At 53.7% G+C, this 24,725-nt stretch carries 14 protein-coding genes and 5 pseudogenes; 10 read left to right on the forward strand and 9 right to left on the reverse strand.

The annotated features are described in order from the left end of the window. Positions 1–103: 103 nt before the first annotated feature. Both K6I40_RS02040 and K6I40_RS02045 read right to left on the reverse strand, forming a co-directional pair. Positions 104–526, reverse strand: a complete 423-nt coding sequence (locus tag K6I40_RS02040; protein WP_222912660.1) for an HD domain-containing protein — start codon at positions 524–526, stop codon at positions 104–106. 420 nt (positions 527–946) lie between these two features. After that, positions 947–1,585 carry a hypothetical protein gene (locus tag K6I40_RS02045; RefSeq protein ID WP_222912661.1) on the reverse strand — a complete coding sequence of 213 codons (639 nt, stop codon included), beginning with the start codon at positions 1,583–1,585 and terminating at the stop codon, positions 947–949. 252 nt (positions 1,586–1,837) lie between these two features. On the opposite strand from K6I40_RS02045, the gene K6I40_RS02050 reads away from it, so the two are divergent. Further along, positions 1,838–2,749, forward strand: a complete 912-nt coding sequence (locus K6I40_RS02050) for a transposase (RefSeq protein ID WP_222912662.1) — start codon at positions 1,838–1,840, stop codon at positions 2,747–2,749. 605 nt (positions 2,750–3,354) lie between these two features. Beyond that, entirely contained in the window at positions 3,355–4,389 is a 1,035-nt protein-coding gene (locus K6I40_RS02055; protein WP_222912663.1) for a hypothetical protein, read from the forward strand. Between the two features lie 143 nt (positions 4,390–4,532). On the opposite strand, the gene K6I40_RS02060 is transcribed toward K6I40_RS02055, so the two are convergent. After that, a complete protein-coding gene (locus K6I40_RS02060) occupies positions 4,533–5,729 on the reverse strand; it encodes an orc1/cdc6 family replication initiation protein (protein ID WP_222912664.1) in 1,197 nt (398 codons plus the stop codon). Positions 5,730–6,933: 1,204 nt separating this feature from the next. Between K6I40_RS02060 and K6I40_RS02065 the strand changes: the two genes are divergently transcribed. The 5 genes and pseudogenes from K6I40_RS02065 (at position 6,934) to K6I40_RS02085 (ending at position 12,419) form a co-directional block, all read left to right on the forward strand. After that, entirely contained in the window at positions 6,934–7,128 is a 195-nt protein-coding gene (locus K6I40_RS02065; RefSeq protein ID WP_222912665.1) for a hypothetical protein, read from the forward strand. A gap of 199 nt (positions 7,129–7,327) precedes the next feature. Then, positions 7,328–8,005: pseudogene (locus K6I40_RS02070) on the forward strand (IS6 family transposase). Between the two features lie 453 nt (positions 8,006–8,458). Beyond that, positions 8,459–9,703, forward strand: a complete 1,245-nt coding sequence (locus K6I40_RS02075) for an AAA family ATPase (RefSeq protein WP_222912666.1) — start codon at positions 8,459–8,461, stop codon at positions 9,701–9,703. After that, the gene (locus K6I40_RS02080) at positions 9,696–11,456 is read left to right on the forward strand and encodes a restriction endonuclease (protein WP_222912667.1); all 1,761 of its coding nucleotides are present in this window, start codon (positions 9,696–9,698) and stop codon (positions 11,454–11,456) included. Before K6I40_RS02075 ends, K6I40_RS02080 begins: the two co-directional genes overlap by 8 nt. Positions 11,457–11,657: 201 nt before the next feature. Then, a complete protein-coding gene (locus K6I40_RS02085) occupies positions 11,658–12,419 on the forward strand; it encodes a hypothetical protein (RefSeq protein WP_222912668.1) in 762 nt (253 codons plus the stop codon). 52 nt (positions 12,420–12,471) lie between these two features. Here K6I40_RS02085 and K6I40_RS02090 read toward each other — a convergent pair whose 3' ends face one another. The 3 genes and pseudogenes from K6I40_RS02090 to K6I40_RS02100 all read right to left on the reverse strand — a co-directional run bounded on the left by K6I40_RS02090 (position 12,472) and on the right by K6I40_RS02100 (position 18,728). Next, positions 12,472–12,855, reverse strand: a complete 384-nt coding sequence (locus tag K6I40_RS02090; protein WP_222912669.1) for a hypothetical protein — start codon at positions 12,853–12,855, stop codon at positions 12,472–12,474. Between the two features lie 2 nt (positions 12,856–12,857). Further along, positions 12,858–15,517, reverse strand: a pseudogene (locus tag K6I40_RS02095) (DUF1156 domain-containing protein). Between the two features lie 2 nt (positions 15,518–15,519). Continuing rightward, positions 15,520–18,728: pseudogene (locus K6I40_RS02100) on the reverse strand (DUF499 domain-containing protein). Positions 18,729–18,874: 146 nt separating this feature from the next. Between K6I40_RS02100 and K6I40_RS02105 the strand changes: the two are divergent. The 3 genes and pseudogenes from K6I40_RS02105 to K6I40_RS02115 all read left to right on the forward strand — a co-directional run. Beyond that, a pseudogene (locus K6I40_RS02105) lies at positions 18,875–20,625 on the forward strand (SNF2-related protein). Next, complete coding sequence (locus tag K6I40_RS02110) at positions 20,618–21,802, forward strand: hypothetical protein (protein WP_222912670.1); 1,185 nt, start codon at positions 20,618–20,620, stop codon at positions 21,800–21,802. The pseudogene K6I40_RS02105 and the gene K6I40_RS02110 overlap by 8 nt, the downstream one beginning before the upstream one ends. Positions 21,803–21,945: 143 nt before the next feature. After that, positions 21,946–22,113, forward strand: a pseudogene (locus K6I40_RS02115) (ISH3 family transposase); the annotation flags it as partial. A 494-nt stretch (positions 22,114–22,607) separates the two neighbouring features. On the opposite strand, the gene K6I40_RS02120 reads toward K6I40_RS02115, so the two are convergent. From K6I40_RS02120 to K6I40_RS02125, 3 genes are all read right to left on the reverse strand, one after another. Next, the gene (locus tag K6I40_RS02120; RefSeq protein ID WP_222912671.1) at positions 22,608–22,943 is read right to left on the reverse strand and encodes a hypothetical protein; all 336 of its coding nucleotides are present in this window, start codon (positions 22,941–22,943) and stop codon (positions 22,608–22,610) included. A 496-nt stretch (positions 22,944–23,439) separates the two neighbouring features. Next, positions 23,440–24,246: a hypothetical protein gene (locus K6I40_RS27695; RefSeq protein WP_255681319.1), complete on the reverse strand. Its 807-nt coding sequence runs from the start codon at positions 24,244–24,246 to the stop codon at positions 23,440–23,442. Between the two features lie 31 nt (positions 24,247–24,277). After that, entirely contained in the window at positions 24,278–24,709 is a 432-nt protein-coding gene (locus K6I40_RS02125; RefSeq protein WP_255681321.1) for an AAA family ATPase, read from the reverse strand. Positions 24,710–24,725 lie beyond the last annotated feature (16 nt).

A 24,725-nucleotide genomic window follows, 5' to 3' on the forward strand; every position in this document is an offset into this window, starting at 1 on the left:
TAGACAAAGTATTATTTTCAAAGTACTGTCTCAGAATCTTGCCCTAGACTGTTTCTCGTGTCATAAATGCACTGCGCGAAGCCCTGCAGTGACCAAAATCAGGTTAACCCATTTCATTAAGTCGCTGCCATGATCGGTGATACTTTTTGAGTCGGCTCTGGGATTCATCGTCGACTGATTCAAGCCTAGTAAGATCCATGTTATCCCTGAGATCAGCGATTTTCACACGCTGGGCGATCGTATTAGAACCGGCTCGTTCAATGGCTTCAGCATACGACTCTTCCTCTCGTTTCGTCAGTGCATCAACTGCCTCCCGAACAGTGGTATCGAATTGACTCTCGATATCGTCAAGTTCGTAATCGGAGTCCTCAACAACATCGTGGAGGACTGCAACAACTCGTTCAGTCTCAGTGTCCATCTGCCTCATCACACGCAATGGATGCCGAATGTACGTCTCACCGGCCTTGTCTGTCTGCCCAGTGTATGCATCCGTCGCGATATGAATTGCCCGCTCAAGGTCGTTCATACGATACTATCTGTACCGTTCTCTTACTAGTAACTATATGGACTGATTTAGCTACTCCTCCGAGGTGTGAAAATCACATAAATTTAATTATTCTAGTAGTATATTTCTTTCTCCGTTTGTTAGTGGAATGCATTAAAAATGAGAAAGTATTGGGGGTTGTTGAATTGTTCAGTCGTGGTGGCCGGCCACGGAAAGATACGTGAACAGAGAAAATGGCAATTGCAGAGGAAACGGCGACGAAGAGGGGATGAGTAAGGTGGCTCCCAACGTCAACTCTACTTAGACTCTCATTTTCATCATAGATCGGTTTACTGAGGATTTTATTTTCCAGAATAGGCGAGAAACTTCTGAGCTATATGGGTCCCCAGCATTTACCAGGGACAGCTATGATCTCTATCTACCATCTATTTCCGGAATAGATCAGTCTTGGAAGTTCCGTAGGCCAACTTGCTGTTCGCTTCCGACGAGACCGCCTCGAGCCCCACCTAGCCGCCGAATATAAGTCTGATACGAGTACTTCCCGTGATGCTGGAGTTTCTCCACCGAAAGTGACCACCAGTCATCGATTGCAGAGAACACCGGTTTACACGTCTTAGATTCGGTTTCTGAGTACGTCTCCTCGAGCATCACAACCCGCCACAGATCAGCGATCAGGAAGACTTCAGGGATGCGAACTGCAGGGTCGAACTCGGCGGCTTCCAGCGCGGCTTCCCATGATCCGAAGCGTTGCTGGTATGCTCTCGAGCCGAACCGGCCGTGATCGTCGAGATCGTCCTGATAGGGCCGTCGATCAAGTTTGTTCGCAACTCGCCAGAGTTCACGACAGAGCTCTGCGTCAGGAAACGCAACTTCCAGCGCGGTGGTCCAGCTATCGAATCGAGAAATGTACGTCTGGGGATGTGGTGTGATCGCTGGGTCAAATTCCTCAGCATATTGGTCGAGATCGGCAATCGTCGGAAGTCGCTGGTACGCGTCGGTAACTGTTCGAAGGTGCTCGATAAGCGCTGTCTCGGTGTAGCTGCGGCCACGTGAGTCTTCGCTGCCGCCGTGTGCATCCATCAGTACCATCCTCTTATTTCACCAATATAAATCAGGCGGGATGCTGTTCTAAAGGGCTAAAACTTATTATGTTTGTCACAACTGGCCGGTGTGCCGTACAATTCACCCGCGCAGCGGCCGCGCTGTGCTCCAGCCGGTGGAACCGTGCCTACGACTGAACACTCTCGTTCGCTCCGAAAACGAACCAGTCCAGCCAGCTGTCTGGAGAGTGGACCAGGTCTGGCCGAAAATCAGGAAACGAGTGACTGAGCCATGTCTGTAGATGATATCAGTAATTGGTCGGTCGAGTTTGGGCCAATCGACGCTGAGATCGAGTTCCATCCGAGAGATATCAAGTTGTTAGCGAACGCGATGTTGTCTGATTCAGCTGCGATTCTTGGGGTGAACGAATCAGGGATCTGGATCCGATCGAATGTGTATCGTCAGGCAACGCACGCTCATTGTCCGGCAGACGCAGTTCCGGAATTCGAGTGTTCAACTGCTGGTGCTGTAGCGGTTCATCCGTCGCACCTTACAACCCTCCGGTTCGCTACTCTTGCTACTGATCCCGAGCACGTAGTGGTTTCACTCGACGACGACCGGATAACCATGGAAGCAAATGAGTATGGCGGAACTGTGCCGACTGTGGTCCCTGACCGTGAAGATGGCCAGCACCAGCGACTTGCTGATTTCGATCTCAGCACGATCCATGACCGTCATACTGCTGAAGCCCGCGTTGTTGACTGGAAGTTCGAAGATTTTCTCGACCTGAAAGCAGACTCTCCCGACTCACTGCTCACACTCACCCCTGACAGAGTGGATATTATGTCCTCATTCGGAGACGCACACTGGCACTGGAAAGACAGTTCCGGCTCTGGGGAAGCGACGTATCGCGGGCAAGAACTTCTCGAAGTGTTCGATCAGCTCTACCCGTTTGAGACGACCCCTCGTTTCGCGTGGAGTGATGACGAGACAGTTGCGATGCGTGTTCGCTGCGATGGCTGGCTCGCAATCGGCTACGTCGCCCCCTCCCGGGATTCCACACCAAACAATTCTCGAGATGAGTCTGATACGACACCGCGATGCTGTCCCAATTGTGATAGCCAACTTGAACGAGATCCTTCAACCGGGAATTGGAAGTGTCAGTCCCCGAAGTGCGGCTTTCGATCAATTACGTTAGAATGAGGATGTTATAGATGTCTTCTTAGTATTGATTACCCTCACGTCTCCGGTGAATTGGTCGGTAAGTCGGCTTGCTTATAAATAGTCAAACAATTGGTGACTTTTACTTGACCTCACCATCTTTTGTAACCGTCAATCCATGTCTGCTTGCGCCAGAGACGTTGACATTATACTCTTCTTTGTTATTAACAAGGGTAATAATTCTCTCAGGAAGTCAGTTTCTTGCCTAGACTAGACGAAAGGTTCCGCTGTGCTGCGCGTTAGTTATGGAGAAATAGCATATCCGAGACCTATGTAAACTTATTGCCATTGGATACGGTATATTATGGCATGAACCGGCGGCAGTACTTGATGGGGGTTGGTACCAGTATCGGCACAATTCCGCTCGTGTCGTACAGTAGTGGGGTGACCGGCCATATCACTGTCGACATCATCGAGATATCTGCACCGCTCGAGGGCGGTGACCTTCTCGATATGACTGCCGAACTCGAGAATAGCGGATCCGTTGATGAACGCGTTGAACTAGACTTTATTGTGGGTGAGGACCCAGAGGTGGTAGGCGAGCGAACAGTTCCGGTCGGCGCAGGCGAGACACGGACTGTTGATTTTTGCAGTTCCGGACGTATCCGGTACGCGTCGATGATACGTTCCCGGTCCGGCTCGAAACCGAGACCACTGTCGCCGAGTCGATGGTCGATGTCGCCGGTGTAGACCCGTGCGACGCCCAGTATGCGTATCCCGATTACGACCAGGAGCTAACGGTTCGTCCGGGGACAACGATCCTCTTTGAGGTTGATGCCGAACTGATGGCGAGTCAGGGTTCGACACACTGGTACGTCGATGGTGAGTACATCACGACGCCGGTAGGACCGTGGCCCAGTACGTATTTCCATGACGTCGGCCGCGAGTACTTCGCGCATACGTTTGACTCTGCAGGGACATCTCTCGTGGATACGGCCGTGACCGCTGGGGACGGGAACGCTGCCTCACGCTGGGAGGTGACGGTAACCGAGAATGGGGCTGCACCGCCAACCGTCGATGCTGCCTGGCCGGCCACCAGCGAACTTGCCGCCGACAAATCCACCACGCTTGAACTCGAGGTCTCGAGCAGCGGTACCGAACTGGACCGTGTCGTGTGGTGGATGACGCAGTCGGACGTGATCCTTGACGTGTCCGATGTAGAGGGAGCCAGCGACACCGCCTCGGTTGAGATTGATGGCGGGTGCCATACGTGTCAGATCGAAGCGTGGATACTCGACGACAATAATGCGTATACGGCGGTCAATCCATGGGTGTTCAAAGACTTCGCTACGGCAGACGATAATGGTGGGAATGAAGAGAACGTTGTCGTACGGATTCAAGACACGAATAGCCCGGTGACCGGTGGGGAGGTCCTAGAGGTAACTGCTACAATCGAGAATACTGGTGCCGCGGAGGTGACGCGCGAGGTTGATCTGGTGGTCGGCAACGATCCAGAGACGGTGGACAGCCACACGGTGACGGTCCCCGCTGGTGAAATGGAACAACTTGATCTCGTGTTCGAGACGTATCCTGTGGCTCAGGATGATGAGTTCCCAGTACGCGTGGAAGCCGGTGAAAACACAGTTGAACGCGGTGTCTATGTATACGGAACGGAGTCGTGAACCGTTTTGGGGTCAAGCCTCTTCCCATTGGTTTGAGATAATCACTTCCTGCCAACTCGCTCAAACAGTGATCCGCTGAGCGATTACTGAATAGCAGGCGCAAAGCCTCGCCATTTACGGCGGGGAGACGCGCCATCACGATGTTAGATCGATTTGCAGGCCTTCAAGACCAGTTCCGGATCATCGACCAGTTCGTGAATTGTGTGTGCGCCCTTGCCGTGACCGCGTCCCTTTCGCGTCTGTTCAATGATCGAGAGGAATGATAGTTCGCTCAGTAACTCACGAACCCGCCGAATCCGAAGCGGATCAGAGCCCTCCTGTTCGCAGAGAACCTCGTAGGTCGAATAGATATCTGACGTTGGAATCGCCGGCTCATCGTCTGGTGCCTGTTGAGTCTGGAATGCGAGCGCTTGTAAGAGTAGTTTCGAGTGTGGCGGCTGTTTCGAGATGAGTTCTGCCAGCCGGTTTTGCTCCTCTCGCGTGTGTGCCTGATTCACGTGCTCTTCCACCACAGTTCCCGCACCGTTCTCATCAGCGATTTCGCCAGCATAGCGGAGGATGTCGATCGCTTTGCGTGCGTCACCGTGTTCTTTTGCAGCTAACGCAGCGACTCTTGGGATTACTGCATCCTCGAGTACACCATCTTGGAAGGCGTCTTTTCGCGATTCGAGGATCGCCCGGAGTTGCTTCGCATCGTAGGGTGGGAAGACGAAATCCCGCTCGCTCAGACTGGATTTGACGCGCTCGTTGAGTTCTTCCTTGTACCGAATCTTATTGCTGATGCCGATGATTCCGAGTGTGCTGTCCTCGAGTTTGCCAGATTCGACGGCTCGAGAAAGTTGCATCAAAATATTATCGTCGCCGATCTTGTCTACCTCATCGAGGATAATGATACCCACATCGAATCGGCAATCGAGGATATTCCAGAACCGACGATAATACTCGCCCGTACTCAGCCCCGAAGAGGGAATCGAGATTCCCGTTTCGGCTTCGTCGTTGAACTCACGAGCGATCGAGCGGACAGCTTGCGTTTCCGTCGCGTGCTGAAGGCAGTCAATATAGGCAACTCCAATTGAAACGTCGTTTTCCGCAGCACTCGAGCGGAGATCCTTCGTGATATACTTTGAGCAGAGAGATTTTCCCGTCCCCGTCTTCCCGTAGATCAGGACGTGATTCGGTGTGTGGCCCTGGACGGCGTCCTTGAGTGCCTGCGCGAGGCTGTTGAGTTCGTCCTTTCGACCGATAATCCGATCACCCTCGACCAGATGAGAAATCCGTAGCAAGTCCTTGTTTGCAAAGATATAGTTTTGGTTGTCGAAAAAAGACTCTGAGCCTGACATACGACGAGAATGTTGGAGAGGCTACTTAATCCTAACCCCTCGTTGCCGATGTAAACATACCGGGTTGCCGATGTAAGATCTAAAACCGGCCGAGATACCGGCTGAGTCTTCGATTTCGGGACCCCCAAGTGCCAGTGTAACCATACCGGAGTGCCGATGTAGATTATTTTGCTGAAACACACCCTCCCCTTAGTGCCGATGTAAATGCTCCGAGAGTGTCTACAAGAAATGCTGGAAAGACTGATTCAGAATAATAGGATAGACGGAAAGAACAAATTGGCGGTCACACGCGGTTCGGCTGGACACGTTGTGACCGATGTCACAACTCAAGTACTGTGACTCTCGTATGACCGATAACGAAGAATAGTTATTTATATTCTTTGGTATATTCTTTGGTGGAGAGATTACACAGTGATCGTACTTAAATCGTTATTGAGGGGTAGACTAGCTGCCCCGTTCGATTTCGGATGACTTACATCGGCACTCCGGGGTGTGTCTGGTCCATCTCTTTTCGATATGTGAGAAGACTAACTCATGCGGTTCGAAACACAATACTGGATTTAGAACGTAATCGTCTCTCGGTTTCCGTGATCGTTCCTTCACCGATCTCCGCTGGATCAATAGAAAATGCTCCTCTTCGCGTTGATCACGCCGATTCAAAATATGTGGCAGCGGTAGTCTCAATCGCGTCGATGATTGAGTTTTCCTCAGAGGTCTGGCGATGCCACTTGACAGCCACACGGCGCCGCGACATGCTCCATCGGACCGCGTGTGTGTACCAGAATCACTGCTTTCCCGCAATGCGGACACGATGGCAGCGACCAGTCTTCATTCTCTCCTGATTGTCTTTTCTCGCTCATAGCCACCTCGAGCGGCGACTGTCGGAATCGACGGCTACTCGAGTGCGATGCGACTCTCGTGCGGGACGTTTATATCCCGTTAGAAGTAAGCGAAACATGGCTTGCAAACCCTTGCGGGTTGGAAGCCACGTCTCGGGTGTGCCTGCACCCGGGGCATTTCAACGCATGCCCCCGCGACGAGGTGGAGCGCGGCTTCCATCTTGATTAATGATACCTAGTCACTTATAGCATTGGGATTGAAGTTCGAGAGAAATAGTTCGGTACCCATCTTGCTCGGTAACTCTTTGCTGGTATTCTAACCCTCATGCTCTGATCTATATACGATCGGGAGACCATTGTCGGCGATGTCTGAATCCGAATACAGAGATGACCGTCTCATCGCTGTCGCGCTGACTGAGTTTAGCGTCCAGTACGAGCAGGCTGATCCCGAACTAGCTGAGCATACATGGAAACTGGCTGCCACCCGTCTCGTCGATCACGATATTCGGCCTGCTAGGGCTGTCGACGAACTCGAGATTGGAGCGCCAAGTAGAGAGTGAGACTAATCAGAGAAACCGATCTTAATTATCAGAGAATAGCTCACACAATACTATTCTGCTGAGAGCTACCGTTCAGTACAGGCGGTAGACGTAAAACTCGGTATAATGATTCCTAAGGTGGATAACAGCTATTGTGTTAGGGCAGTGTCTAGTTGAGCCAGTTTGAGAAGTGAGCAGGTCGTTGAGTGAATTGGTTAGAATGCTCGCAGACCTGCTCAGCGAGAGCTACGAGGAGGATCTAGAAGAATCTTGGGAGAACGAGCGGACGGCGTCGCCCGTCAGGGCGTTCGCCGTCCGCCTCCATCAGACCGGCTGTTCGCTTCGAGAGACAACAACGATTCTCGCTTAATTAGGCGTTGAACGCTCTCATGGGGCGGTTTGGAACTGGGGACATCGGCTATCTGACAGCGGACGCGACCCGCCTGAGGCGAAGCCGAAGCGGGTCGCTGTTGACGAAACCGCTGTCAAGATCAACGGAGAATGGTCTTGGTTGTATGCCGCAATAGACACCGAGTCAAAGCTGATCCTCGATGTCGCGTTGTTCGGTCGGCACGGTACCGATCAAGCGGCTGCATTTCTGCATGGACTTCGCGAGAAACACGATCTCTCTAACGCTGAGTTTCTCGTTGATCAATTCGGTTATCGGACTGCCCTTGCTCGATTAGGATTGAATGGTCGAGTGAACTACACCGACCGAAACCTCATCGAAAAGTGGTTTCATACCCTCAAAATACAAGTTGACCGTTTTCATAACTCATGGGTGGGCAGTCGGGCGAGCGCACGCGAGTGGATTGAACAGTTCGTGCATTACTACAACTGTCAGAGACCGCACCAATCGCTCGATGGACGAACGCCAGCCGACGAGGTGCTGAACTAGACAGTGCCGGTCGCTGGACACTGTCTAGATAAGAGAAACCGCAATACAGGGAGGTGATGAAGTGACGATACCGACTGTAAAACTACCATATTGGATCTGATATAGGCGGACTCTGTTCTATGAGCAGCGATAAGTCGGCTGCTTCAGCAAACTTCCCATAACCAGCGACAATCACGGATCCCACCGTTACGCTGTAACAGGCTCTGAAACGCTCCTGTACGTCGCAATCGAGTAACTAGACAGTGCCCATCGTCCCGTCTATCATATCGGACGGGCTAACGAGCATCTCCGGCTTCTCCGCCATATTATCTTCCATTCTTTCGAAGGTAGATATCACTGTTTATAAAGCCTTTCTGCCACTGTCGGGACGATGGCGGAAATCCAGCGAATACACAGTTCAAAGTGATTGTCTTATCAACTAATTTTTAGTACTCTGGTGCTTTGCCTCTCTCAATGAACTATTCAAACGGCGAGTATACAGTGGACGATGCGAGAGGCGATTTGAATGTTCTTCGAGAAGTTCCGAACAAGGTCGTGAGCGCGATCGAAAACGCTGCTGACGAGGACGTTCTCGACTATCTGATTAGAGAACAACGGCTCGACACCCTCCACGACGGGAGACGAGGGATCGGCCAGATCCGTCGAGCAGTCCTCAAGTCCGAGGTAGCGTCCGAAGATCTCAAACGGCTCGTCATCACGAGGAACGACAATACGCCGGATACCATGCTCGTTCCTGACGAAGTCTACCGAAACGCGAAAGTAGCACTGAAGACCGGAAAGCCGGTCGTCCTGTACGGACCGACCGGGACGGGGAAGACAACGTTCGCGAAACAACTGGCGCTCGAGCATTCAATCGGCTATTCGCTCAACACGGCCACCCCCTCGTGGACAGCGAAAGATATCATCGGTGGAATCGGACCGAGTTTGAGCGGGCGTCGACTCGACTACGAGACCGAACTGGGTTGTGTCTCGGAGGCGGTGAAACGATCGAAGGACTTCGACATCGACTACACCGTTATTCTCGACGAGATTACCCGCGCCGATATCTCCAAGATCTTCGGTCCACTCTACACGGCAATCGAGAACCCGCAGCAGGAACTCATCGAGACTGATGATGGCGAACCGATCACTCTCAACGAGAACGTGAATATCATCTGCACGATGAACATGTCGGATCGGACGGTGAACGAACTCGATAACGCCATCACACGACGATTCGCTATGATTGAGGTCGACCAGTACAGCGACGATAGTCGACGGGAACTCTTCGAGAAGTTCATCGACGACCACATCGATTCCGTGGACTCGTCCAGCTCACCGCAGATAGACGAAGCACGTCTTCTGGAGCTGTTTGAGAGAGATTATTGCGGGATCAACGGTGGAACAAATGAGACGTCGCAAGGACCGATCATGCGGTTCGGTCCGATGCACTACGAGGATATCGCGAAGTTCGTCGGAGAATCGACGGACGATCCGGAACTGTACCTTGATGACCCAGGTAAAGCGGTCGGGCAAGCGTTTCGGACGTACATCGTTCCACGGCTCCTAAACTCTGCGGCGTTCCCGCAGATAGAGCGGATCGAAAACCACTATCGCGCCCTCAACGACGAGTTTGAGGAGTTCGATCTAACCCCTGCGGCCGATCTCGCAAAGCGTGAGCTCGAGGCAGAGCAGCGTCAGTTGGGTTCCTATGAATAGTGGCGACGGTCATTATATTTACGGACCCGAAACGTTCGACGTTCCGGAGCGCGGCGAGATCGTTATCGAAGACTGTCCGGAGTCGATCGTCGATCAACTTGAGCGAGCCTCGTTCGACCGCGTCACCCCGAACGTCTTCAAGAAAACCCAGGAGGCGTTCGATGAGGATACCGAGTATACGGTGCTCACAGCTACCGTCGACGGTTCGACGCTTCGAGTAGAGGCACGTGACGTCGTCGGAATCGTCAGCCTCACGCCCACGGCGAAGGTCCAAATCAATCCAAAGATCGACTGGGAACCGGTCTTCGATATGGTGCTTGCGGTCTACGATCAGAACCGCTCGCTCGAGTATCGCGGCGTTCCCTTACAGAATTTTCTGGGTGACGACATCGAACTCTCGGACATCTTCCTGATTCTTGCTCTCAATTACTTGGAGGGAATCGACGTCATTCACCGGAACGGATTCATCCGCGATCTCGAAACTCGGCGGGCGGATCTCGACGATGTTCGTGGGGAGATCGACGTCAAGCAAACCCTTGTAAACCACGCAGAAGGACGTACACAGCACCATTGTGTCTTGAAAGAAGTCGAATACGACAATCCGGCAAACTCGTTGCTTCATTATGCCGGAACAGTGTTACTCCGACTCTTTCGGGATCACTCTGACGAGTACGATTATCCCGGGTATAATCACATCTTCTCACAGGTACACCGAGAACTACGCAAACTCGAGGAACTCGGAGTGTCCAGCTCCCCCCGGCGGATCGGTGAGTATCGATCGTTCTCACTATACGACCTCCCGAAGGAACGTCACTACTACCGGAAAGCGTTGGATGTCTCGAAGGCGATCGCCACCTCTTCTCTCAGTCGGCAGCTCGAACGGGGCCAGCGTGAGTTGACGATCGACTACGTCATCAACATGGAGTCGCTGTTCGAGCAGTATTCGCAAGTCGTCCTCGAACAGCAACTCGAGAAGATCAAGACGTACGATCACCGGGATGATCTCGTCGACGTGACCGCTGTGGGGTCGCCGTCGGTAAAGCCATTCGCAGACGAGGCGAACATCTACCATCAGCCCGATCACGCGGTCCAGCGGGGTACGGAGACGCTCGCCATCTTGGACTCGAAGTATTACGCCGACGGTCACGACCCAGTCAAAGAGTCGCCGTCGCGATCGCGTCTGTTCAGTTATGCGTATCTACTTCAGGCCGAGTATCTTGGGTTCCTGTGTCCGTTGCTCGAACCTAAGCGCCGGACGGTTACGCAGACGGATGCAGAACTGCAGATCGTTTCCCCCGAAGGCGAGCACTTCACGCTCGAGTCGTACGAGGCTGCCATGTACGAGTACCTCTACACGGTGCTCGTCACGGAGGCCCCGGAACTCGAGCCGTTCCACGCGGTTGCCGAACATGACCTCTGTCTCGACGGCGTCAGCGAGACAGATCTCGATCGGGCCCGAGAGATGAGCAGTCCGTTCACGTTCAAAGACACGAGGGAATTCTCGCTGCGGGTTATCAAAGCAGCGGCCGATCAGCACTCGTGGAACGTCCGCAATCGGAACGATTTAGAGCAGGACGGCGAGTGGACGCGCGAGCAGATCGAGACGCGGTGCAACGATCGATACAAACACGCGACGACCTGTATTCCGGTTTTCCGTCGGGACGAGGGGGAGGAGTGGATTGATCTCTACTTCCTCAATAACGGGACCGGAGAAATAGAGAAGGAAAAACCGCTCAAACTGCTCGAGCGCTGAGTCATGCTCGTATTCTTCCGGGACAATCAAGACGCGATCGGCACGTCTAGAGACAGCGTGTCGGTATGACTTTTGCTAGGGCTTGTTGCAGCAGGGTAGCATTTGTATTGTAGATGCTGATTTTCCGACTATTCGTGCATTATTTTCACTAAACCATTAGCAAATGTATAGTCCCGCACTGTAGTCTGTTGACAGCACCCTATGGGGGCCATCACGACTATCGATGACGAGACTCGCCGTCAGATCACGGAACATTATCGGACATACACTGAGACGTATCAGCAGATCTGGTCACAGCTCGATACGATTCACGATCGGCTCAATACTACCGATATTGAGGGAAAATCCGCCTACCTCCAGTTATCATATATAAACGCCGTCATCAGTATTCAGACACCGGTTGACAGGCACGAAGAATCACTCCGGAAACTCATGAATGACCGTAATCTCGAGACTGCACTCGAATCCGTGAACTACCGGCGAAAGAAACTGGATAGTATTCAGCAAAGCCTGGACCAGAATACCGTGTGGAGGAATCTGGCATCAATGCTGGAAAATAAAGACGTGAGTTCTGCACACGAAACCGCACTAGATCGTCTTCGACTCGTCGGAACGGTCAAGACTCCGTTTCTGTTTGCAACACTCGGGTATACGGAGAAAATGTGTATCGACGGTAACGAAGCCAATCTTATGGGGATGGACCGGACGCCCCAGACGGACGATATCGATCGCTACGAACAACTTTGTCAAGAGATCTGCAGTGAATTCCCCGCGCTGAGCGAGGAATTAGATCCGTTTCACCTCCATTGGGTTATTTTCGATTGGCAACGACATCCGAACACCAATAAAGAACCACAAGATGAGCAACAACAAGCCGACCCAATCACGCACCATGATGCGTGGTTTGACGCTGCACTGCGTGACACAGCTGCGATTCAACGACGAATGGAATCAATTGTATAGCCCTTAGTATGAATCTCGGACTCCTCTATCCGAACCGATCGACTCACCTGCATTAGAACGGTGCAACGAGCCAATCACCCTTCCCCTTCCGATCGAGTTGGGGGCCGAAGATATCCTGTAGTGGATACAGTTCATCGTTGTATCGCAGGTCGTAGGTCTTCCCCTTTCGATGGAACGAGCCCTCGACGACGAACTGGACTGTGGGACTCTGGTATTCAAGATCGTTCGCCCGCCGATCCATCGATCGCCCGAGTTCTGCGGCACCCTCGCCCTCTTCGAAGGCGGCACCAAGCCCGACTACGCTGACCGTCTCCGGGACATCGTCGTTTTCGAGTCGCTGGACGAACTCCTCGATCGGCATCTGGTGCTCGAACGTCTCGTATTCACCCGCGACGACGACGTTGTACCGTCCCGGAATTTGACCTGGCCCTGCCATGGTTAGTAACTCGTGATGTCTCGATCGCCGAGGACGCGCGTGTAGGTGTCGTCGCCGGTGACGTCGGCGAGTCGGCCGGCGAGTTCGCGCAGGTCGTCGTCGACATCCCACTTGTCGACGTAGTTCTGGACCGCCTGTCCTTTCTCGTAGCGATACCGAAGGAACTGGAGTTTGTCGAGGTTCGAGAGGTGGTCGTCGGAGTCGCCATTGACGCGCTCCTGGATGTACGCCTGGCGCTTCTCGTTGTCCCAGGTGCCGAGTTCGAAGCCGTCGTCCTGGTTGTAGAGGCGCATCTCCGTGAGCTCCTCGGGCGTGGCGTTGGTCCCGCGGCAAAGCTTGTTGACGTCGTCATAGGAGACGTTCGACGTGTCCAGCAGGTCGATGAACACGTCCTCGACGCCGATGTCGCTGGCCTCCTGGATGATGCCGTAGATCTCCTGGACGACCTCCTTTGCGGACATGATCTCGCCGTCGCGCTGGACCTTCCCGTGGTGTTTGGAGTACTCGCGGAAACATGCGCCCATCTCCATCACGCCGATGTCTCCGCGGGAGAGGTCACGGTTCTCTTCAAGTTGCTTGCGGGTGCGTCGGGCCGTGCGGTAGATGTCGCGGCGAAGGGAGTTCCATGATGTGGGTTCGGTGTCGTCGATGGGGCGGGCGACGACCACGATGTCAAACGAGACTGCTTCTCCCGTGATGAATTTGTTAATGTCTGCTGTAAGCGGATATGTCGCCGTCACTTCGAAGCCGACGTTACAGAGCGACTCAAGGAGTTCACCCCACGATTCAGAGTCGCTGTGGTGGTAGGTGAACGTGAGCGATCCATCGTCTTTGAGTGCACGCTTGATGACTGAGAAAGCCTGACTGAGTTCTGATTCGAAATCCTTGGCAGTTTTGTCAAGGAATGGATTCGTGACGATGGATTCAGCGCGTGGGGTTTTTTCTTTATCAAACCCGGGATACTCGTCTTGAAGAAGAATCTTTTGCCAGACGTAGAAGTAATCCGCCACCTCCGAATACATAATGTTATCGTAATATGGAGGATCAGTGATGACGGCGTCAAACTCATCTTCGTAGTTGAGGGTCCGCATGTCGCCCTGATTGATAATGAAATCTCCTCCCGCTGAGTGCGCAAATGGGGATGTTTTCTTGTTTTCACCACCGGTCACAAATCGTTCAGTAGGACTGTTTGCATATTCGACACCACTCAACACCATGTCCCACATGGCGGTGAAAGTACCACTCCCAAACTCGGCACCCCAGATATTATTCTCGATGGGATATGTTGGAGGATCAAATGAATTCGTCCGGAAAAGATCACCTATCTTGTTGTGTGACGTATTATACGAAACCATCATATTGGAATATCTTAGAGATTCAGAGACGGCCATAAGAAGGAACTCCCGGTGATTTTTCGAACTGACTTCGTCAACCGATTTCAGTAATTTCGATAGACACAGAAGCTGACGAGTGGAAAACATATCTGTCCACTCCTTGTAACCATGATCAAACACCGGGTTTCGCTCGGAGGTCATGTGGCCGGGTGGAATTTCCTCGTTAGGGACGTATTCGTGGAGTTCTTTACTCTCCTCCCACTCACGCTCGGCCTCTCCGAAGAGCTCTTTATCGAACTCTTTGGCTTCCTTGTACCCTTTGTGTGCGGATTTCGGCTCGCCGGCGTCGTCGCAGTGTTCGCAGTAGTATTCTAATGCGTAAAGCCGCAAATCGTATCCACCCTGCTCCTGAATCGCGTCCGTAATTCTGTACTTCTGTCCACAATCAGGGCAATTATACTTCCCACCCCGCGAAACGTTCCCTTCCTTTGGAACGAAGCCATGTCCACAGTCGTTACAGATACTTTCTGACTGCCAATCGTCTACTACCGTAACTGCACCACAATCCGGGCAGAGAACGTTGTACCCTGGGTCGTCGGCATACCGTTCTTTCGCCACACGGTAATCCTTGAAAAGCGGGACAGTATGCCCACAAGAGACGCAGTCCAGTTCCTTCACCCAAAGTTGTACATCACGTCCGCCTGATGATCCCCGTTCGGACAGGTCGTCTTGTAGTACTGCGTGATCTCGTCAGCGACGTCATCCTTCACCTGCTCGAAGGCTTCCTCAAGATCTTCGACGTCGGTCTGGCCGGCTTCAAGTTCCTTCTTCGTGACGAACCACGCGACGGGGTTCAGGTCGTTCCCGACGACCTCCGCGCCAAAACGGGAGGCCTCAACGAGCGATGTACCGCCGCCCATGAACGGGTCAAGGATCTTCTTGTCTTCGATGCGGACATCCTTCGGGTAGAGTTCCCAGAGGCTCTCCGGGTCAGTCATATCCACGCGTTCGAGCAGTGAGGTGACATCAAGGTCGGACTCACCGTCGGCGTCGTCGCCGTAGGCTGCGAGCGTTTCGCCCTCGTGACCCGGTTCGTAGACGGAGACCTTCTCCGGGTCGTCGAGTAGCGTGTACAGAGAGATCGTACGGAAAACACAACCCAGACGGCGAGCCCACCACTTGTGCATCGTATAGATTGGGCGATAGTGCATTTTTGCTCGCCCTTCCTTCTCCGCGATCTCGTTCACCCGCTCGATCGGGAACCCCCGTTCGATCGGCAGTTCCGTTCGGTCCGATTCGTCATCTGACTGTTGGATTTCCTTAGACATAACTATAACTCGAAACTAATCTCGATTTTCAGGCTCGACGCCGCGTCCGGCATCCGCTCGAACAGATCCTGAACCTTAGTGAACTCTTGCCCCGATCGCAGCGTCAGGTTCACCTGTGTACGCTCGACTTCGGCAGTTCCCTGCAGTGTTCCAGGCACGCCTTCCTTATCCGGAAGCATGAACGTCACGTCGCCGTAATCGACAGTCCCTCCCTGTTTCTTATCGCGCCACTTGCGACGCAGTTCCGCGACGTCGTCGCCAGTGAACTCGAACCGCCATCCGCCTCCTCCGCTGTCGGGAATACGGAACGGATAACCCGGCACCCAGTCGGCTGCATCGTCCGACCCCGTTGGGCCGACGACGTACGCGGGATCATCCTCACGACCCAGGTTTTCCAGGAGGAACGTCTCCACCATCGCCTCAGTGACGGTGCTGTCGAACCGATCGCAGATTTTGTTCACCGTGAACTGACTCCCAGACTCGCGGTCCGCAATGTAGTCGAGGATCTTCGTCCTGATCCGATCGGTCACCGTCGGCACGAGCTTGACAGTCGCCGGATCGCGATCGCCGAGCGATTCGAGGTACCGTCCGCCGGCCTCCAAGACGTACTCGTCGACCAGGAAGTCGTTCACCGCCTCGCGGGCAGCGTTTTCGGTCTCGTCTGGTGGGAGGAAGACCGTCTCGTCGGCGCGGATTTCGCCGATGATCGTCTCGAGGGTGGCGTATCCGTCCTGATCGATCTTCGCTTCAATCTGCTCGGCGAGCTGTGTCGTACCCACTTCCGTCGCACTGCTAATGTCTCGCAGCGTCGCATCCGACTGTGGCTTGTCGAGGATCTCGTTCCCGCGGATGACGATGTACTGGTCCTCGTGACCCAATCGACCGATAGCCCGCATCACTACGTCGTGACTGTCCCCATCGATCCACACCTCACCGTCCTCGAGCAATTCGAGTTCGAAGTCGCCAATATCAATCGCAGTGGTACCGCTTCCGAAGCGCTGTCGCAGTTCTTGCTCGACGTCGTCGACGCCCCACGTCTTCACCGCGTCCGTTCTGACGAGTACCGTGTCGAGTGAACTCCCCGAGAGGTCGTCCCGGAACCCACCGGAGTCCCGAGCCAGCACCGGCTTGTCCTGCACTGCCTCAACTGTTGCGTTGAGAACGTCGTTTGCGCTGCCCGGGATCGGGAGTTGTGGCGTTCGCAGGAACTCCTCGTAGACGCTCTCGATCGCAATCTCACCTTTTCGATCGAGCAGATCCTCGACGATCGTCCAGACATGACTCCGGAGGTCGAAGGGGTCGGCGGCCGCAGCGTTAGCGATATTTGTCGAGTTGAGTTCATCGTCGCCGCCGACGAACACGTCGAGATCCATCGGTGCGGCCAGGTCGAACTCATTTAGGAGATCGTTCCCGTCAATGACCTCTCCGTAGAGGAGCTGCAGTTCCTCGCGAAGCTCGTTCTCTTCTTGGGCCTTCATTTCGCGGATCGACTCCCGAATTTCGTCATCGAGAGAGTCATCCGCGAGCACTTGCCGTGATCCTTCGATATACCGCGCCTTGTCGATGTACCGTGTTCCCGACTCAATCGCCTTCTCGCCGGCTGGCTGGACGAATACGAGCGTGTTTCGCCACTCTCGCCCTCGCCCGTCGTTCGTGATAACGCGTTTTATCTCGTCTTGGATCCACTGACTGTCCTTGACGACGACCGTGATATCCCGATCGTCGGGAACGTTCTGAATGTCATCGGTGCGGAAGCCAACGGGATGCGCACTCGATCCGAAAATCTCTCCCACAATGTCAGCGATTTCGGCCTTGGCCGATCGTTCGGAGACGTCGACAGCGGCATTCCTGATGAGGGCGTTCGGGTTCTGTCGATCGCGGATGGCGTACTTTCCGTTGAGTTTGTGCAAGTGCCACGCGACCCCGTGCAGTCGTTCGAGGTTGAGCACGACGTCCGAAATTAGATTTCCTGTTTCGTACGTCCCCATAATAATCTCCGAGGTGTCCGCCCCCTCGCCCTCGCTGGGCTTGAGCGAATAGAGAAGGATCGTATTTAGGATACGACGGCCGTGAGGGACATCGTCCTCGTCAATGCGGTTTTTGATATCGCCTGTTGCCGCATTGAGCCGTTCATAGTTGATTTTCGCGAGCTCATCCTCGAACTCGATGGCGTCGATATCGCCATGTGTGATGAGATCGGTCTTGTCTCGCATCTCGAGGAGAACCTTCGAGAAGAGGTAGATCATCCCACGTGTATTTTGGTTGCCGTCGTCGGCATAGTACCGAGTCTCGAGGGCATCTAGAAGGACAGGATGGAAGGGATAGAGATCGTGCATATCCGACAGCAGGCCATCGGGGACATCGACGTGACCTTCGGCGTCGTTGTAGGCGTCGTAGTATCCGTTGACGATCTCGCGTGCAGCGGACTCGTCGACGGAATCGATCAGGCGGTGTCGAAGGACCTCGCGTTTGTCCACCTGATTGTTCATATTGACCTCGACAGCTTGCTCGCGATTCAGGATCTCGTGAACCTCGGATTCCTCGCGAAGCACGGAGACGATCGTGTAGAGTTCGAGATCGGAGAGTGCAGTCGATTCCAGCAGTGCCTGGAGGAAGCCCTTATTTGCGCTTTTGCGGTCACCGCTGAGCGTGTCGAACCAGTCCTCGAGTTCGTCGACGATGAAGGCGACCGTACTGTCTCCTACAGCTTCCCTGATCGTCTTCATGTCCGGATAGCCGCCCGACTCGTACGTATCGGACTCGTACTCAACCGCCTCGAAGAATGGCTCCCAGAGATGCTCGTACTGCTCGTTTTGCATCGAAACCGTGACCGGGACGGCATCTTCTGGGAGGGAATCTGCAACCCCCTCAATTTCGCCATCGGCCCACGCGCTAGCAGTGTGGGGATTGGCAAACAGTGGTAGAGAGCGACCATTTGGTGAGACTTTCCACTCCCATACGGTCCGTAGAGAATGTGGGTGCCACGGGGATCCTCTCCGGTCAAGGAATCGCGAAGGATCGTGAGAGCCTCTCGAAGTCCACGAGTCATCAAGGTACGCTCGAAAAAGAGCTCGGCGTCGGATTCGAACTCGCTCTCGTCATCGACATTGTAGAGCTTTACTTGTCCGTCGATTTGCCCTTCTTCCCGGAGTTCACGGCTCAGCGTAACCGTATCGGTAATAGTCCGAGACAAAGGATCAGTCTGAGACATTTGACTGTTAAGAATAAGTGTAAGTCAGGTATGGATAAGTATTTTGGCCTGTGTTTCTGGCTAACCACCAGACATCTTCCAGATCAATAGTCGACCGGTTCCCTAGGTGCAGAACAAATATAATATAGAACTGAATTTTCATACATATGGATGATTACGACCTCGTCGACGTCGAGGTCACTCACGAGGATACGGATCCACTTCTCGAACGAATACAGGAGGAAAACCGAGGAGAACACTTCCATACCGTACAGGCGCTCCGTCTTAAAGCAGGGCAGCCGGACTCCGAACTCCGGTCGCTCACAAAACTCGATGGAGACTCTGTAAAACTTCTCGAACATCAGGTGGATGCTGCCTATCGAGCGCTGTTCGAGATGGACGGAAAAGCGCTCCTGGCTGATGAAGTCGGGCTCGGGAAGACCATCGAGGTCGGAATGATACTCAAAGAGATGCACTACCGGCAGACTGACGACTCGGTACTTATTCTAACACCAGCGCAGCTGGCGAAGCAATGGCAGGGAGAACTGCTGGAGAAATTTGGCCTCGACTTCGTTTGCAACTACGATGACGAGTTCGAAGGGTTCGACGCGCACGATTACATCATTGCGAGTATTGATACCGCCAAAAGCGATCGGCACCGCGAAACCGTCCTTCGGAAAGACTGGAACGTTCTGGTCCTCGATGAGGCCCATTACATCAAAAACGAAGAAACAGATCGGTACGACCTGATACAAAATCTCACCTACGACTACGCCTTCTTCCTCACTGCAACTCCCATTCAAAACGAACTAACCGATCTCTACAATATCATCTCTCTGCTTCGACCCGGACTGTTCGGTAGTAGAGATACCTTTCATCAGTACTTTGTGAACAAGAGTCAAGAGACGCTTGTCAACCAGAATGAACTGCAGAACCGTCTCAATGAGGTGATGATCAGAAACAAACGGGTCGACACGGATGTCGATTTCACGGAGCGAAAGATCGATACCCGTACCTTCGAGCTGACACACGAGGAACGACAGCTCTACGAAGCGGTTTCGGACTATGTGCGTGGAGCGTATAGCGAGGATCAGGGGCAAAAACTGGTACTGATGCTCCTTCAAAAGGAGGTGGTCAGCAGTCCCGCAGCGCTCAAGGGGACGATCGAGAAGCGACTACACGAGCAATCGGAACTCACGCACGCCGATGAACTGGAGTCGATTCTCGATCTGGTCGATGACATTGAAACCGTCACCAAACAGGATCGGTTGCTTGATATCGTCGAAGAGGCGCGTGAACACGTCGAAATGGGCCGCGTCATCGTGTTCACCCAGTTCCGAGCAACGCAGCGAGAGATTCTGAACCGGCTAACAGCTGAGGGCTACACCGTCCATGCGTTCCATGGTGGACATTCGAGCCAAGAAAAAGAAGACATTGTCGAGAACTTCGAAGAAGAAGGGGAGTGTTAGTATCGACGGATGCAATGAACGAAGGCCGCAACCTCCAGTTTTGCAATATCATGGTCAACTACGACCTGCCCTGGAACCCGATGAAAGTAGAACAACGGATTGGACGCATCCATCGGATCGGCCAGAAACGGGAAATCTACGTCTTCAATATGGCGCTTGAGGATACAATTGAAGAGTACGTTCTCGATAGGCTTTATCATAAAATTGATTTGTTCCAACAAACTGTCGGCGAGCTGAGTGCAATTCTCACGCGGCTCGAGGAATCCAGCACGAGCTTCGAAGACGAGATCTTCGAACGTTTAGTCAAGGCCGATTTGGAGATTGACCTGGAGAACGATTTCGATGCGATGGCCGTCGACCTTCAGGAACAGCGAGAACTCGCTGACAAGCTCGAGGAATTTAACAACGGCGTATTTGAGGGATTCGATCTGGGGGCGAACGATGACTGATGCAGCCCTCGAAGTTACGCAATCCGAAGCCGAGCAGTTCACACAACAGTATCTCGAATCGCTTGGCTGTTCCATCGACATGCGAGGAAAGCAGTGGCTCGTAACTGTCCCCGAGGAAGCTGACACCATAGTGGAGCCTGGCACGTTAACACTCGTCCCGTCAGCCGATGAAGAAGATTCGGACGAAGACAAGCAATTCCTCCACCCCGAGAGCGCGTTCTTTCAGGAGCTGATCGAGGAGGCTGCCGATCGTGCACCGATCGGTTCGATGACGCTGACAGCAGACGATGTCGAGATCCGAGTTCCTGACTGGGCAACGGAAAGCAGTGCTGAGGTAGTCGACACCTCGTTTACACCCTACTACGATCGGACAGCGCTAACTATCCTCTTTCATATAAGCATCGAAACCGTTAGCGAATACCAAACGCAACTCCTTCGCGCGATTTCGCTCGATGTTCGATCGAACGAACCGCTTCCGGGGATAACGAGGGCCTTTCTCGATCAAACGAAGAAGGGATCTGATCGGTTTCACGAGTGGAACGGTGAGCTATCGGCCGACCGAATACGCAATCTTCTCAACTCAGCTGGTGGGAAGATTCGAGAACAGATCCGCCTTACTATCGATGAAATTCACGATGACGCATCCCGTGCTGCTGACGCTGAACTCGAAGAGTATCGGCGGTTACAGGAGCAACGTATCGCTGAACTCGAAGAAAAGATCGAGTCGCTAACGGACACTATCGACGAATTGAGTGCTACGTTGCAGCAGACGGGTGACGAAGCCGAACGGATGGAAGCCCTTCGGCAGCGGAAGGAACTTAAACAGGAACGTACCGAGCTCCAGACGGAATTGTCGGAGTTAAACCGTCAGCGTGAGACCGGATTTCCCGAAAAGCAGCGGGAAATTCGTGATCGACACGCTCTAAAAGTTCGTCTTAAACCGGTTTCGATAACTCTTGTTAAATACGAAACAGGAGACCTCGTACTCTCACTGGCTACTGATACGGAAGAAGGGTCTATTACCGTCGGATACGGAAGCGGTGTTGGAGAGACAGAATCAGTAACCTGCGAATTCTGTGACCGGGAGTTAACCGCGAAGAATCCGGTTCAGTTCACCGGAAATTATCTTGGCTGTTCGAAGTGTAAATCCACGTTCGGCAACAGCTCGTCGTCTTAACCAACATTCTAGTGGACCATCCAGTAAATCCGTACCCAGTTGGGGAACTGATAGATGGGGGCGACTCTTGGCAGCGGAGTGCTCCCCTTGTGTCTGTCATGAGACTCGCTACGTAACCGGTTAGGAACGTACTGGATGGTCCACTAGAGTTCCCGCTCGCGGTTGCTGTCTCCTATTACGCCGGAGATTGCGGAAAACACGATGAGGTCGTCCGAGGATACGTGGCGTGTGATCTGACTGATCGCACGCCCAAGCAGGTCGAACAACTCTATCGAAAGCGCTCAGCCATTGAAACAAGCTACCGGGTGTTTGGCGGTATTCCACTAAAGAGGTCGACTTCCCTACCTATACGCCCAGCCATCACCCCGATCGTGCTTCGAGGGCCGTCGTCGCCCATCTCTATCGTCTATTCTGGTTTGGATTACTGATGACTACAAGCGTCCACGAAGTCGAGACAGGCGCTCTTGAACCGCTCCCGATTTCCTTTTCGATGAGAGCATTAATTGGTAGATGTTTCTTATCGCTGGTAAATCGATCCACATCCGTGCCATCAAGGGTCCACCCCGATTTGCATATCCGGTGAATACGGGGACGGCGTCGGGCTTCGCAGTTCGTATGCAAGGGGGAGGGGTGTCCTCCGATAGCGGTTACTACGTTACCGCCTACGAGGCCAGCGCCACCCACACGGAGATCGTTACGGAGACTGTCGAATTGAATGACGTCGCCGTTGGCTCGGTGTGATGTACGTGACATGGTTTTGGTTTTGATTACAGTTTACAGCGAAACAGTAAAGGGTGTTTGGGGGTTACTCCTCCGGCGCCGCGACGAGATGCTCCTCGAGGTCGCGAGTCCAGTACGTAGCTGGTCCACTGGGACTACACCGTGCACACAGTTGCAGTGGTCCTTCCAGGTGACCGAATTCCACTCGAAACCGCGTGAGCGCTGCGAGTGTGTTGACGACGAGTCTGCACCCGTCGCAGGCGTAGTGGTTGCGCTTGTCGGGATCTGGCCGTATCTGGATCACACAATCGACGCAGATCGGGTGAATGACCCGTTCGTCCGTCCCCCAAGTGTGGGCTTCGCCCAGATCCGAGCCGGGGAGTGCATCGCAGAAGGTACATCCGGAGAGGGTTTGCTGCATTTACGTTCCCTCCTCACAGGCGTCGCGAGCGGCCGTCCACCCGCGCTGGAGGACAGCTAGCTGCCTGGCACTGTCTAGAACGAAAAACCGCAAGACTCGAAGACAGTGACGTTGCGATGTCGACTGTAAAACCACCATGGAGAATCTGATACAACGAGACTCTGTTCTACAAACGGTAGAAATGCGGCTACCTCAGCACAGATCTCACGAGGTGAAACAATTACTGGGATCAGCACTGAAGCCATACCAGTCGCTAAAACGCCGTTCTATGCCAGAATTGCGTAACTAGACAGTGCCCTCAGATGGGATACCTCAGAGACACGTGATGTCCTCGGAGAACTCCTGAAGCATGTCTCGAGTATTGACCGACGACGACCGATCGAACGAGAGACCAGTAAGTATCGAGACCCTGCAGACAGCCGCTGGCACAATGGAGCAGTCGTTTTGGAGACCTGAAGTTACCCGGTTGGGTGGTGATCACCTCCCGTAGTCAGTCCTAGCTGTGGACACCAATCGTCTCCGGCGTCCCATCAGACTTAGTGGCCTCTCCTGGGATCGGGGCATCGGTCTTCAATAATACTCGACGCTCGGTGTAGGGCAATCCGTTCTTTCGTTCGGTTTGCTTGCAAATCGCCAAGCGGTTCTTCGACAATTCGAGCAACGCATCGATCGTCCTCGAGACGAGTTTCTTTGCGTACGCATCATTGACGCCACTCTCCTGACGCCGAATCCAGTGTTTCATGTCGCTGGCTTTCACGTACTCGCGGATGTCTTTGCACCCTTCTTGCCAGGGATCATCACCGACGTTCGGATCACTTCGTGCCCGCCAGAGCATCGCAGCGAGTCGTGCCGGGAGCGAGTTCGTCGACGACTGTAACATATCGTCGTCCATCTGGGCAAGTTGCTGAATGGGGAGGAGATCCCCATGGGACAGCGTGACCGCACTGCCCCGATCAAGCGGATCATCGGAACCGGGGAGCCGCATGTAGGTGCCGTCGTCTTTGGCGAATCGCTCGAGGCGGTCGACACCGTCTGCGAGTGCGTCGGGGTCGACGTGTTCGGCGAGGAGATACGCTCCCTTTTCAAACTCTCGCGTCTGAAGCTCGGCGATGCGAGCTTTGTTCGTGCCGGCTTTCTTTAGAGCGGCGTCGGCGACTGCTTCTAGGCGAGTATTCTCCGCGTGGAACTGTTCGACTTCGTCCTTGAGGACGTCGACCTGTTCCTGCTGGGCTTCGATCCGTTCGCTCTGCTGGGTAACTGTCTCTCGGAGTGCATGTCGGTGACGTCTAAGCGGGAGAGCCAATCAGTACCATCGTGGGCGATTACGACGACAGTTATGTAGCCATCGCGAGGAGTTCGCCGACGGCGTTCGTCTCCGGGAGGTCATCCCCTTCGTCCAAGACGACGATCGTCTTGCCGGTGATTGCCTCGCGGAGCTCTCGGCAGATGTCGTTCGCGGGTAACGTCTGAGCAACGCTGTCAGGCCCATGGGGAAGCGCCTCAAGGACCGCCCGGAGAACACCGCCGGTCGTCTTCCCGAGTGAATCGACGAAGACGCGGGTGACCGACGTTTGTGTCTTGAGGTGGTTGACTTCTGTCCGGGCGAGCAGTGTCTTCCCCACACCACTGGGTCCGGAGATAAGAACGTCAGATTCCCGCGGATGTGCAGTTGTGAACCGGCGAAGAAGTTGCTCGGTTTCGTTCTCCCGATAAAGTGGATCAGGGGGGACGAACGTGTCATCTAAGACCCGCGGATCGGCAATCATATTATCCACGAACCTC

The sequence above is a fragment of the Natrinema sp. SYSU A 869 genome (assembly GCF_019879105.1).
Lineage (GTDB): Archaea > Halobacteriota > Halobacteria > Halobacteriales > Natrialbaceae > Natrinema.

Excerpts from the sequence above, each read along its gene's own strand:
- K6I40_RS02040 (WP_222912660.1), bottom strand. The coding sequence starts at position 526 with ATGAACGACCTTGAGCGGGCAATTCATATCGCGACGGATGCATACACT.
- K6I40_RS02045 (WP_222912661.1), bottom strand. The coding sequence starts at position 1,585 with ATGGATGCACACGGCGGCAGCGAAGACTCACGTGGCCGCAGCTACACC.
- K6I40_RS02050 (WP_222912662.1), top strand. The coding sequence starts at position 1,838 with ATGTCTGTAGATGATATCAGTAATTGGTCGGTCGAGTTTGGGCCAATC.
- K6I40_RS02060 (WP_222912664.1), bottom strand. The coding sequence starts at position 5,729 with ATGTCAGGCTCAGAGTCTTTTTTCGACAACCAAAACTATATCTTTGCA.
- K6I40_RS02065 (WP_222912665.1), top strand. The coding sequence starts at position 6,934 with ATGTCTGAATCCGAATACAGAGATGACCGTCTCATCGCTGTCGCGCTG.
- K6I40_RS02075 (WP_222912666.1), top strand. The coding sequence starts at position 8,459 with ATGAACTATTCAAACGGCGAGTATACAGTGGACGATGCGAGAGGCGAT.
- K6I40_RS02080 (WP_222912667.1), top strand. The coding sequence starts at position 9,696 with ATGAATAGTGGCGACGGTCATTATATTTACGGACCCGAAACGTTCGAC.
- K6I40_RS02085 (WP_222912668.1), top strand. The coding sequence starts at position 11,658 with ATGGGGGCCATCACGACTATCGATGACGAGACTCGCCGTCAGATCACG.
- K6I40_RS02090 (WP_222912669.1), bottom strand. The coding sequence starts at position 12,855 with ATGGCAGGGCCAGGTCAAATTCCGGGACGGTACAACGTCGTCGTCGCG.
- K6I40_RS02110 (WP_222912670.1), top strand. The coding sequence starts at position 20,618 with ATGACTGATGCAGCCCTCGAAGTTACGCAATCCGAAGCCGAGCAGTTC.
- K6I40_RS02120 (WP_222912671.1), bottom strand. The coding sequence starts at position 22,943 with ATGCAGCAAACCCTCTCCGGATGTACCTTCTGCGATGCACTCCCCGGC.
- K6I40_RS02125 (WP_255681321.1), bottom strand. The coding sequence starts at position 24,709 with ATGATTGCCGATCCGCGGGTCTTAGATGACACGTTCGTCCCCCCTGAT.